This is a genomic window from Flagellimonas alvinocaridis, from assembly GCF_004916895.1.
GTDB classification, from domain to species: domain Bacteria; phylum Bacteroidota; class Bacteroidia; order Flavobacteriales; family Flavobacteriaceae; genus Flagellimonas; species Flagellimonas alvinocaridis.
On the sequence record NZ_SNTZ01000017.1, the window covers coordinates 19,929 to 32,958 of the forward strand.

Annotated in this window: 10 protein-coding genes; 2 read left to right on the top strand and 8 right to left on the bottom strand. The window is 40.4% G+C overall.

Annotated features, from left to right (window positions below):
- Window positions 1–4 precede the first annotated feature (4 nt).
- From EZV76_RS16185 to EZV76_RS16215, 7 genes are all read right to left on the bottom strand, one after another.
- Window positions 5–3,088: an efflux RND transporter permease subunit gene (locus EZV76_RS16185; protein WP_025743392.1), complete on the bottom strand. Its 3,084-nt coding sequence runs from the start codon at window positions 3,086–3,088 to the stop codon at window positions 5–7.
- A gap of 12 nt (window positions 3,089–3,100) precedes the next feature.
- Window positions 3,101–4,603, bottom strand: coding sequence for an efflux RND transporter periplasmic adaptor subunit (locus EZV76_RS16190; RefSeq protein ID WP_025743393.1), 1,503 nt, complete (start codon window positions 4,601–4,603; stop codon window positions 3,101–3,103).
- A gap of 20 nt (window positions 4,604–4,623) precedes the next feature.
- Entirely contained in the window at window positions 4,624–4,815 is a 192-nt protein-coding gene (locus EZV76_RS16195; protein ID WP_025743394.1) for a hypothetical protein, read from the bottom strand.
- A 68-nt stretch (window positions 4,816–4,883) separates the two neighbouring features.
- Window positions 4,884–6,068, bottom strand: a complete 1,185-nt coding sequence (locus EZV76_RS16200) for a TolC family protein (protein WP_025743395.1) — start codon at window positions 6,066–6,068, stop codon at window positions 4,884–4,886.
- A 94-nt stretch (window positions 6,069–6,162) separates the two neighbouring features.
- The gene (locus tag EZV76_RS16205) at window positions 6,163–6,600 is read right to left on the bottom strand and encodes a hypothetical protein (protein WP_025743396.1); all 438 of its coding nucleotides are present in this window, start codon (window positions 6,598–6,600) and stop codon (window positions 6,163–6,165) included.
- 115 nt (window positions 6,601–6,715) lie between these two features.
- A complete protein-coding gene (locus tag EZV76_RS16210; RefSeq protein ID WP_025743397.1) occupies window positions 6,716–7,552 on the bottom strand; it encodes a DUF932 domain-containing protein in 837 nt (278 codons plus the stop codon).
- Between the two features lie 96 nt (window positions 7,553–7,648).
- Complete coding sequence (locus EZV76_RS16215; RefSeq protein ID WP_025743398.1) at window positions 7,649–8,056, bottom strand: hypothetical protein; 408 nt, start codon at window positions 8,054–8,056, stop codon at window positions 7,649–7,651.
- Between the two features lie 749 nt (window positions 8,057–8,805).
- Between EZV76_RS16215 and EZV76_RS16220 the strand changes: the two genes are divergently transcribed.
- Together EZV76_RS16220 and EZV76_RS16225 are read left to right on the top strand one after the other, a co-directional pair.
- On the top strand, window positions 8,806–10,053 hold the full coding sequence (locus EZV76_RS16220; RefSeq protein WP_136567584.1) for a site-specific integrase: 1,248 nt from the start codon (window positions 8,806–8,808) through the stop codon (window positions 10,051–10,053).
- 281 nt (window positions 10,054–10,334) lie between these two features.
- A complete protein-coding gene (locus tag EZV76_RS16225; RefSeq protein WP_136567585.1) occupies window positions 10,335–12,131 on the top strand; it encodes a ParB/RepB/Spo0J family partition protein in 1,797 nt (598 codons plus the stop codon).
- 40 nt (window positions 12,132–12,171) lie between these two features.
- Here the strand turns inward: EZV76_RS16225 and EZV76_RS16230 are convergent.
- Window positions 12,172–13,030, bottom strand: an 859-nt coding sequence (locus EZV76_RS16230) for an SOS response-associated peptidase (protein ID WP_136567586.1), incomplete at its 5' end; no start/stop codon positions are given.

Sequence of the window (13,030 nt, forward strand, 5' to 3'; positions counted from 1 at the left end):
TTTACTATTTTTCTTTTTTCAGAACTAATTGATACACACAAGGAATTACCACCAAATTCAATATCGTAGCTGACAACAAACCACCTAAAATTACAACCGCCATCGGGCTTTGTATTTCACTACCCGGTTCGCCACCTTTTAAGGCTAATGGAATTAATGCTAATCCTGTTGTAAAGGCTGTCATTAAGATTGGATTTAATCTATCCAAAGCTCCTTTCTTTATCAATTGAAAGCCTTGGATTCCTTCTTTTCGTAAATCTTCATAACGAGAAACCAATAAAATTCCATTACGGGTTGCTATTCCAAAAAGACTAATAAATCCAATGGTCGCAGCGATACTGATAATACCTGATGTAAAGTACACAATCAAGATACCACCAATCAATGCCAGAGGTAAATTGATTAAAACTACGAACGCCAGTTTTATGACCTTAAATTCATAATACAACAACAGGAAAATGATGGCTATCGCGATGATGGCTGTTATCAAAAGCAATTGTGATGCTTTGGACTCACTTTCAAACTGTCCGCCATATTGTACACGGTAGCCTTCTGGCATATTCACGTTATTGGCGACGACTTCCTTTATTTCGTTTACTGCACCACGTAAATCCCTACCTTGAACATTGGCAGCGACCACAATTTTTCGTTGTACATCTTCACGATTGATAGTGTTTGGACTACTTACCGATTGAACTGTTGCCAATTCGCCCAACGTAGTTTGTCCACCTTTCGGTAAACTAATCAAGGTTTTATTGATATTCTCAATATCATCCCGAAACGGTTTTTCATAGCGCACTACCAAATCAAAGTATTGCTGTCCTTCATAAATCTCGCCCACTTCTTCTCCTGCAAAAGCGATATCTACTTGTTCCATCAAATTACCAACCGTCATACCATATGCCGAGAGAATCTGGCGCTTGGGTTTAATACGAATTTGAGGCACTTCAATTTGCTGGTCAACAGCAACATCTGCCAGTCCATCAATATCCTTAATGTTCTGTTCTACGCTTTTGCCTACTTCAAACAGTCGTTGTAAATCGAAACCAAATATCTTGATGGCAATATTGGCGCGTGTCCCGGAAAGCATATGGTCGATACGGTGGGCGATGGGTTGCCCCAAGGTAATGTTGACACCTGGTGCAACACTCAATTTGTTTCGGACTTCTTCAAAGAATTCTTCTTTTGTTTTGTCCTCAAGAACAAAAGGCACATCAATTTCCGAAGCATTGACACCTTGCGCGTGTTCGTCCAGTTCGGCACGGCCTTGTCTTCTTGTAACAACCTCTACTTCGGGCATATCCAATAGTATAGTCTCGATTAATTTACCTGTCTTGTTGCTTTCTTCCAAAGACATTCCCGGTGGACCAACCACACTAATTACCAAAGAGCCTTCGTTGAATTCAGGAAGAAAACTCCTTCCCAATTGTGTGACCACTAAAAGACTTAACAGAAAAACAATCACAGTTACGCCAATAATGGTTTTGGGTATTCGTGTTGCCCGTTCCAAAAGGTTGCCATAATGTTTCTGTAGCCATCGCTCCACGCGTGTACCTTCTGCCTGCTTGTTCAAAAGCTTTTCGTTATCCAATAAATAGGAACACAAAATAGGCGTAACCGTTACGGCAACAACCAATGAGGTCAATACCGATGTTACAAAGGCTATGCCCAGCGGTTGCAATAATCGACCTTCCATTCCGCTTAAAAAGAACAAGGGAACAAATGATACGATGATAATTAAGGTTGCAATAATGATGGAACTTCTAATCTCTACTGAAGCGTCACGCACTACTTTTATGGTCGATTCCCGCTCCGCTTTCGGTTTTCTGATATTTTCCCGCAAGCGTTTATATACATTTTCCACATCGATGATGGCATCATCTACCAACGCACCTATCGCAATGGCCATACCACCCAAACTCATTGTGTTTATAGTGTAACCCAGCCATTTTAAAATGATGATGGACACCAATAAAGAAATTGGGATAGCCAGCAAGGAAATAACGGTAGTCCTCCAGTTCATCAGAAAAATGAAAAGGATAATCATTACAAAGAACGCACCTTCTAAAAGAGTCATATTTAGATTACTTATAGAAGCATCTATGAAATCAGACTGCCTAAAGATTTGACTTTTGATGTTGACACCTTTGGGCAGGGTTTTTTGCAAATCGGCAATGGCTTCATCCAGTCGGTCTGTCAACTCCAATGTATTCACATCGGGCTGTTTAGAAATAGTAAGAATCACAGCGGGATTTGCGTTTAATGAACCATCGCCAATTTTATCAGCTGCACCAATTTGTACGGTTGCAACGTCTTTAATCTTGATGGTTTGACCATTCACTTCCTTTAGAACCGCTTCCTGTAAGTCTTCCAGCGCATACGCCCTACCACTTCCCTTAATGATGTACTGATTGCCATATTGATTGATGACACCACCGGGCGCATTTTGATTTGCTTCCTTAACGTGTTCTACCAATTCTGAGAGGCTCACGTCGTAATACTTCATCTTTTCGGGATTGGCAAATACTTGATATTGTTTGTAATCGCCACCAATAACCACCACGTTTGCAATACCGCCAATGGCTTTTATACGAGGCCTGATGGTCCAGTCGGATAAGGTTCGCAGTTCCATTGGCGAAAGACTATCCGATGTCACTCCCAAGAGCATTATTTCGCCCATAATGGATGAAATAGGTGCCATTGTTGGTGCTCCAATTCCTTCGGGTAGATTTTCCCGTACCATTGGAATACGTTCACTTACAATTTGTCGTGCCCGATAAATATCGGTTCCCCACTCAAATTCTATCCAAACAATGGAAACTCCCGCTGCCGATGACGAACGGATGCGTCTCACATTGGGCGAACCGTTTAAGGCAGTTTCCAGTTGATAGGTCACTAATTTTTCTACTTCTTCAGATTCCATTCCGTGCGCTTCGGTAAGGATTGTTACCGTTGGTGCTGTAAGGTCTGGGAATACATCGACGTTCATTGTACGTGCATAATACACGCCCAACACACTCAATGCAACCGCTCCCAATAGTATGAGCAATCTGTTTTGAAGTGAAATTGATAATATTTTGTTTAACATTTCTCTTCGTTTTTAATGTTCGTGACCGTGTGCAGGTGTTGAACCCGACATTGAAGCCATTTTAACTTGATATGCTCCTGTAGTTACTACCACTTCGCCAACTTGCAGACCTTCCAGTATCTCTACATTTTCGCCATTGCGCTTTCCAAGCTTAACAGGTCGTCTTTCAAAACTTTCGCCTGATAGTTGAACGATAACGGAATAGCTTCCATAGTCTTCCAAGAGAGCATTCACAGGAATCATTGTGTTCTGTGTTGCATTTCCCATCGCTATCTGAACAGGTGTTAGACTTCCTATTGGCATATCGACGGTGGCATTGACTTCTGTAAAAACAGAAATCAAAGGATTTTCACGTTCCACGTCCTTACCAATCGAAAGGATTTTGCCCTCGGCATCAGTTACGTCTTTCCATTGGTTATCATTATCCTGATACCATATACCTTGTAAATTACCCATCGTAAGTCCGTAGTTGGGTGCTAACTGCGCTTTTAAAACTCTGGATTGATGCGTCCCAACGGTTACAAGTGTAACACCTTGTTCTACATAATCGCCATTTGAAACAGTTATGGATTTGATAAAACCATCAAAAGGTGCACGTATTTGTTTGCTTCCGCCCGAGACACCAGACACCAATGATTGATAGTTGGCTTTGGCTATCTCGAAACTGCTCTCTACTTTTTCAAATTCAGATTTCGGGACTATTTTGGATTCGTATAGCTCTTTCTTCCTTTCATATTCCGATTTGGCCTGTTGGAATGTCGCTTTCGCGGAAGCGATATCCGTACTTAAATTATTGGATGCCAAACCTTGACTGTTCAAGCTCATCAACAACTGACCCTGTTTTACCGCTGTACCTTCGGTTAGGTTATTTACTTTAAAATCTACCACACCATTGGATTTTGCCGCCAAGGACTTTGTAGAACCTGGCGATGGCATCCAAACACCGGACGTATTGATAACATCGTAAATTTTACCCGTAACGACAGGTGCGGTTTGAAAATCGATTTTCCAAGCCTGCTCTTTTAAGAACGAGATACTTCCATCATCTTCGGCAGTACCCAATGCCATTATGGCTTCATCTGCATTACTATAGACCGTAACATCGTCAATCGTTATTTTATCTGAATAGTCTGGCGTTTTCAATTCAAAAACAAGTTGGTAACTACCAGCTTCTTTTGGTTGAATGGTAGGCGAGAATATGCCTGGTGATGAAGGTGCATCTGCGATATTGCGAATGCCTTTATCGCCCTTAATCAAACTAAGCGTAACCGAACCTTCGCGAACGGGCTGATGCTTGTCCAACACCGTAAAGTGGGCTGCAAGCCTGCTTGGACTGCCTACTATTAAAGCAGGGAATTCTACGAATAATTCTGTTTTGTTTGTCCAAATGGTGTGGTCCAAGCGTGGAATTTCTTCTCCTTCGTGGCTACCATCGGGATTGTGTGCGTGTGCGTCTTCTGCCTTGTTGTTACAAGACATTGCCAAAAAGGCAAGCACTATGAGTATATATTTCATCTGTTATATCTATTTGTTTTTTAGTGGTCTTGGTGTTCCTTCCCCTCATCGTGGGTATGGCTATCCGTTTTCATTTCCATAGAATCTTTTTCTACTTGAAACTCTTCTTGCTCTATGGTTTCATCGCCCATATGGTTGCCGTCTGCATCGTGGTCGTGACCGTGTTCTTCAGTGGTTTCTGTTTTTGATTTCGTATCTCTACAAGATGTCATTGTGAAAATTGAAACTGTTAGAATTGCGAATATTATTTTGGAAATCCTCATAATTGTATGTTTAAAATTTATAATTGATGTTTTAATAATTGTGCTTGAAGCAGTTGCAGTTCCTTTTCCATTTGCAACATTTTATCTGAAGCATTTCTGTAAAACTGAAGTTCTACATAGTAATCCATAAACGAATACTCGCCCAACATATAGGCTTTAAAAAGTAAATCCTCACTTTCTAAATTGCCCATTGTTGTTTGATACTCATTGTATTTTTTGAGCATCAATTCGTATCGATTATAAGTTTCCTGAAACTGTGTGTAAAGCGAAGTGCTAATTACTTGCGTATTGGACTGCTGATACTCATAATTGGCTTCGGCAGCTTTTACTTTGTTCTTGCTATTCCAAAGGGGAATCGAGACACCGCCATAAAAACCAGAATAATGACTACCGCTAACGCCTTGATAATTGTAGCCAAGTGCTACGTTTGGTAGTACTTTGTTTTTTTCCAGTTTTACTTTTTGAAGTGAAGATGTCTCAATAGCCTTTAATTCTTGCAGTAAAGGGTCATTTGATAATTTTTCCTGCCAAAGACTTTCCTCCGCACCAACTTCAATAGGCAATGCAAGTCCTGTCGAAATGCCACTAATTTCATTACCGCCGTTCAACGTTTTGAGTTTTGACAGCAAAATTTGAATTTCGGTTTCAATCTGTTCCACGGCAAACTGCTCTTGAATCCAAGCAATTTTCGCTTTATTCAAATCTAAAATGCCTACTTGCTCGGTATCAAAAAGTTTTTGGATTTGGTCAAAAACCTGCTTGCTCTGGGTTTTTCTTTCTGCTTCAACAGTTTTTTGTTTTTGCAAGTAAGCAAGTTCCAAAAGCGTGTTCTTCGCTTTCAACAAGACTTCCTGTCTCTTGTTAGCATAGGCTGATGCTAACTGTTGCGATTTAGACTCGTTCCATTTGCCACGAGCAGCATATACCGTTGGGAATTCAAAAGATTGCGATAGTTGATATTCGGTATAATCTCCAGTTCTATTGTCGCCAAATGGCAAATAAAAGCCAGAAAGCTGTGGGTCGGGCAAATTATTGTTGCTCCTGTTTTCGAGTTGCTGACTTTCAATGAATGATTGATAGCCTTTTAACTCCGTGTTATTCTGTTCTATTTCATTAAGTAGTTGCTCTATATTTTTATCCTGTGAGAAACCACTAACAAAGAACAGGCATCCGCAAATTGCGGACACGATGTGTTTATTCATTGTGTGAAATTTTAGGTTTAATCTTACCTGTCGGCTGACAGGTCTACATTTATAAAAGGAAACAGTACCGTAGCGATACCGTAGTCCTAAACGATTAACCTAAAGATGGTGGGCCTCGTGAGTCGAGGGAAGAGAGGTAGGGATTAAAGTATTTATTGGGTGGATGATAGACAGGCGATTTACTATTTTGCCTGTAATCAATTAAGAAGATATTTTGGGTTTCAAAAGAACTTTTTGCAACATCCTTTTCAACAACGGTTTGTTGCTCGATTGTATTCCTTTCAAGTAAGACTATATCGCTGGATACCGTGGAATGGATGTGCATATCCATAACGAACCCAAAAAACCCATAAGGGGATTCTTCTTCGTGGGAATCATCATCGTGATGATGATGTTCGCCAGTATGGGCAATATCTGAATGGGAATGAGCGTCCTCGTGTTGATGGTGCAAATGCGGAAAAACCTGATGCAGCATCATTAGGCTAAACAAGCCTAAAAAGAAAAATGCCGCTATTTTATTTGGTTTTTGCATTAGGTACAAAGATACCATTATTTCTTATTTGTGAAAATTTAGAGTACTTCAATCTCTTTTAGAAAAGGTGAAAATCCAGTTTAAGGTACTGGATGAACCTTTTTATAATGTTTCTTTAAACCATTGCATATATTTCATCAAACAATATCTTATCAAATTTTTCCTGTTGCGAAAAAGTTTTTTTCAAGGTATTGTGAAGCATCCAATTAAAGGCGTTATACCCATCCCATAATGTGGGCGTTTTATAATAATCGTGTCCTTCTTCGGCTATCATATCCAATAATTCCCTGGATTTCTTTGAAGGATTATCGTTTTTGTCGCTACATTCATATCGGAACAGTTTCGTTTTTTCCAATATTTCCTTTACGAATGCTTTGGTGTCGATAAGTACGATTTCTTCCATTTCCCTGAATTTTCTTGTGATTTCGTAGTATTCGTTATCCAAGAACTTCTCGAATAGAAAATTCAATTTCGGCATTATTAAATCTGTATTGTTTTTGCTGTGCTTTATTGAAAATGCTATTTCTGATTGAGCAACGTGCAAGCCATTGGTGCATACTTCTCTATAAAATCCAAAATGCCCGGAAGTCTTTTCGCTTCCGTCATAGGAATTTTTGAAACGCAACATCGGTAATATCTTATCCTGTTCATTCTTCAACGAAAACTGATTATGGTCCTCGATTATAAAGTCGGCAATGAAAGACCTGTCATTTCTGTTAATCGTGCGTTTATGATATTTCAGATTGGCATCCAGTAATAGCTGTTCGGCTTTTTTGAAAAACAATTCATTTGGAATATGGCCATAACTGTTCGAGACCACATTCACAATTTTGTCATTGGAAATAACGGCATTTTCAAGTCCTCTTCGAGACTCCATACCAGTAATAATTTTTAACGATTTCATTTCATTTGAAACGAAAATTTCATCTTGTTGTAAACGATTTAAATACATAATATTTGATTTTAGACCTGTCTGAAGACAGATATGATTAAAAAAAGAAAGCCTACTCTTGCGAGCAGGCTTTCACATTTGAAGACATTAGCTTCATTAAAGTTCAAATTTTAGAATCTGTTCTTCAATCTCTGATTTACGTTGTTCCAAAGTGGACTGTAAATGTGTAGTTACCAACTTGATTAAATTCGTGTTGGTCGTCTTGAATTCCAGATTACGTGAGTCCCTTATATGGAAGGAACTCGAACCATCCTGATTGTAATTGAACTTGGTAAGCTCGTTCAATGTTTCCGTCAACCGTTCACGTTGATTGGCCAAACCTCTCAATTTTTCAAACTTTTGAATTCTGTCATCCAAATTAATCTCTGGTTTTTTGGCTACCACGAGCTTTTCCGGTGTAACAGCTTTTCCGATAGCTTCCTCGGTCAACTTCTTTTGAACTTCCTTTTTAACGGTTGCATTTACTTTTTTTGCTGTTCCGTTTGATTTTACTTTTGTTTCCATAATTAAATGATTTTAGATTAAACAATATTTGAGCAAAACCCAAACGGAAGACAAAATTTTAGAGTGGAAAGGAAACGGAATAAATAAGCGAGGGAAGAAGCGATGGCTTTATGCCGTCCCTTTTCCGAAAAATATTTTGCGACGTTTATATTTCGGTAATATTGTATGAATACTCTCTACCTCAAATTTTTCTATAGAAGTTCATCACTTAAAAGACCTATAATGAAATAGTTGATTACTCGATTTAATGTGTTTCCAGAATGATTAACTTAAAGATATTTAGTAGAAATGATAAGGCATAATGAACCAAATTTGAAGCAGTATTAAGAGTCATAAAATAAATGACTTTTTATGTTGGTTTGAAATAATACAAATTATATATTTGCACCATCAGAAAGTAAAGCATTTTACTTTAAGTTCATTTATAATATCGTCAACAAATCGGCTAACAGTTTGGTTCCGGAATCTGTAACTGATTGATATATATAATATTATGGGGAAAGGGTATAATCCTGCCACCCCGACTTAACTTATTTAAGTAAAATCAAAACACTGTTAATCTTATGATTTTCAGTGTTTTGTGTTTTTAGGCATATCATCTAAAATCAATTAAAACCATCTAAAATCATATAAAGCGTGTTCTTAACGGGAGCAGATTATTACACTTTATGTTGTAATTTTAGATGACTTTTGAAGCAGTTTGCTTGTGTTTTGACTTTCACAGTATCAACAGTTTAAAACATGACAACATGCAGAAAAACAATCGTTTAACAATTAATTTCTTCACGAGGAAACACCGCGTCCAATCCGATAACCTTATTATTTATTGTAGGATTACCATCGACTGTGAGCGTACAGATTTTAGCATAAATCGGGAAATTAAAGCTAATTTATGGGACAATAACCGTAAAAGGGGCAAGGGATTTTCCAATTATGTGGTCTCTTTGAACAAGTACCTTGACCAAATTTATACAGGCCTGCATGAGGCCCATAGATTGATGATGGCCGAGGAAAAGGTAATCACTCCTTTAGGTATCAAGGCAAGGTTCTTTGGTGAAGACGAAGGGGGAAAGACATTGAAGCAATTGATTGCCTACCACAACGGAACCATGCACACATCTTTGCGCCCGGGAACCAGAAAGAACTACTTTATTACCGAAAGGTGCATAGGCCTATTTTTAAAAGAGGAATACGGTATCGAGGATATAAAGCTCAAAAAACTGAACTTTCGATTTATATCGGACTTTGAACAATACCTAAGAAAATACAGGCCATCTACTCGTACCAGGTGTACCAATAATGGTGCGATGAAGCATATGGAGCGGCTAAAGAAAATGTCAAGATTGGCGGTAAGAATGGAATGGTTATCAAAGGATCCCTTTGAGAACTATAAACTCCATTTTGTCAAAGCCCAAAGGGAACATTTGACGAAAAGGGAACTTGGACTCATTGAAGAAACCAGTTTTGCCAAGCAAGGCGTTGAACGGACAAAGGATGTATTCCTGTTTTGTTGTTATACGGGCCTGTCCTATATTGACGTGAAAGCGCTAAGTCCTGACCATGTTATGAAGGGAATAGATGGAAATGATTGGCTGTTCACCACAAGGATGAAGACCGATGAAAGACTGAAAATACCATTACTGCCTCAAGCAAAGGAAATTATCAAGAAATATGAAGGGTCTTCCGAAAGGAAAATCAAAAATGTTCTTTTACCCGTTTTCAGCAACCAGAAAGTCAATTTTTATCTGAAAGAGATCAGTAAAGCCTGTGGAATCCGTAAAAGGGTCACATTCCACACAGCAAGGCACACTTTTGCCACCACAGTGACACTATCCAATGGTGTGCCAATTGAAACAGTTTCAAAGATGTTGGGACATACCAAGCTTTCTACTACTCAAATCTATGCAAGAGTTTTGGAACATAAAATAGGGGAAGACATGCAGAATCTCATTAATACTATGGACGGTATTGTCAATAAGAAGGTCAGTGAAAATTAAGTTTGGTTCTAGGTTATTAATATTGGGATATGAGATGCTTGTTTCTTGTTTACATTTCACCGTCTAATTAATCCCAATTCAATTCCGATTATTTCGAGTAGACAATGGTTATTTCTTTTTTAATCAATATTTCCGAAAGTTAAGCTCGCACTATTTTCTCGGACAAGGGACGGCATAAAACCGTTGCCGATGTCACTATTTATTCCGTTTCCTTGTCACTCCAAAATTTGGTCTTCCGCTTGGTCAGCGCTCAAATATTGTTTAACCAAAATCCAAAAATCATGGAAGCACAAACAAAACAAAGAGTGAGGCGAAAAGGAAATGCAAAGCAATCTTCAAAGGCAAAGCGAACCACACTGAAGAAGGAACAGAATTCTGTTCCACAGATCCAGATGTTGGAAATCGATTTTGTTTCACCGGATCCGACTCAACCTCGAAAAACCTTTGATGAACAAAGTCTGAATCATTTGGCACAGAGCATTGCTGAACATGGGGTATTACAGCCGATCACGGTACGAAAATCAGATGATGGCTATATCATCGTTATGGGTGAAAGACGGTTTCGTGCCAGTAAATTGGCTGGATTGACCACTATCCCTGCCATGGTAAGGGACTATGGGGACACTGAAATCTTGGAAGTCCAGATCATTGAGAACCTGCAACGCAAGGATGTGGAACCCACAGAGGAGGCTGAGGCCATCCAATTTCTGTTGGAGCGTTACGAACCGAACGAAATCGCAAAACGTTTGGGGCGCTCAGAAAACTATATCCGGCAACGTATCAAGTTGGCCGGTTTGATCGAGGGATTCAAGGTCTTTGTCCGTAAAAGGGAGATGACCATTTCCCTTGGGGTGGCAGTGGCGCTTTTTGAACCCGAGCAGCAGCAGATGATGTTTGACAGTCTGGAAGGGGATTTTCAAGAACATCGAATCAAACGGATGATAGAAAGTCGGACTTATGATTTGACCAAAGCCTGTTTTGATGTGACCGACAAGACCTTAGTGACCAAGGCAGGGGCATGTATTGTGTGCCCCTTCAATGCCGCCAACCAAGGGAACCTGTTCGGTGAAGGGAAGATGGTCTGTACCCGGACATCTTGTTTTGAGAACAAAAAGACCAAGACCTTTATGCAACTCCTGAAAAGAGTGAAAAAGGAGGGATTGAAACTGGTCCCCAACATCAGCAAATATTGGGTGGACGAGGAGCGGAACCAATGGGTCATGGCCCAAATGGAAAAAGTGGGCCTTGAGGTACATTTGACCAATGAACTGGACATTTTAAAGCAGCCAATTGAGCCTACCTTGGAAAACATTAAAGAGGAGCACCGGCACTATGAATACACAGAGGAAGAATTGACTGAATTCCTGGATGAGGCCATGGAATCCTTTACAGAGAAAAAGGAGGCATGGGACAATGCCATCGATCATGGGTTTGAAAAGGGTATTCTACTGGAAACGGATACCTATTTGACACAGCCTGTTTTTGTAAGGGTCAGGGAAGAAACCAGTGAGGAAAGTCCAGGTGCCAAGTCCTTGGAGAAACGTAAGATGGCCGAGTGTACCCCCGAGGAACAGATCATCAAGATCAATGCAAGGGAATTGCGAAAAAAACAGATCGAGAACAACAACCAGTTCAAGGAGGTCGTGGATATGGTCCGAGATACCGATTATATCAATCGTAAAAAACCGTTGTCCACGGACGAAATGGTGGCGATTTCCATCTCACTGTTCGAGAACAATCTGGGCTGGCATGACCAAAGGGAACACTTTGGGGATTTCCTTGGGGATGATGACCAATTGTCCAGAGAAGAGCTGGTGGCCCGGTTCAAAGAAAACTTCAAGAAAGAGACGTTGTACAAACTGCTCCGGTTCCTGTTGACCCGTCAGGTGCACCTCGGGGAGAGCAATCACACCAATGACCTTACCAATCAATCCTTTTATGTCGCAATGCAATCCTTCTACAAGGACAAGATCTCGGCGATTGAGGACACTTATGCGGAAAATCGTCAAAAGCGTGAAACAAGGATCAAGGAAAGGGTCACCGCATTGGAACAGCAGGCCAAGGCTTTGGAAGACTAGTTTGGATTACGGGAGGGGTCTGGCAACAGGCCCCTCTTTTTTATGGTAATCCATAGGAAATGGACACTTCTTCGTAGTCCACTTTGTCAATGATGCCCGGATAGTTGGAATCCACACTTCTACTATAGAGGTCCTTGGTGACGGGATGGGCTTCGAGGTCACCTTCCCATAAATCGTCATCGATAAGATCTTGCACGTCTGATTCATTATTGCCGTTATGTAACCAAGCATCTAAATTTTCATCATCAATGATCACCGGGCGTCGTTTTTTTTCATTGTGGATTTCTTCAAACATAGGGGTGGCATCCTTGGTGAGGACAGCAAAGGTCCTCCGTCCATCTGAGGTGTTGGTATAGATGCCCGCTAGGTATAGCGGGTCACTGTTCTTACGTCTGAAATAGAAAGGGACCTTAAAATCCTTGCCCTTGACCTTCACTTTGGTATTGTGCGGTTCAAAGAAACCGTCCACGGGAATGATGCAACGTTGGTTCTCCCAACAGTACCGGTACACGAAATGGTCAAAGAGCTTTTCGGATTTGGCATTCAACCCCCCAAAGGTCTTCGGGTTCTTGAAATACTGAGTATAATTTTCCTGCTTTTCCTTGGGGGGCATGATACCCCACATGGCAGGGAGCATATTGTTGGGCTCTTCTTGGCCTAAGGTCCACATCACTGGATGGGACCAGCCGTTGGCATGGAAATAAATGAGTTCCAAGTCGGTGTCCAAGTCACCGTACATGGCCTTGACGGAGTGGAAACGCCGGACATAGTATACCACCCTCGCCGGGTTAAAGTGACCATAGCTGGCCGGACGAAAGTGACCCACCCGCGCCGGGCCAAAGTGGACCACCTTTAGATTAGATCTATCTGTAAAAAGTCTAAGTGCTTTTTTTGTTAAA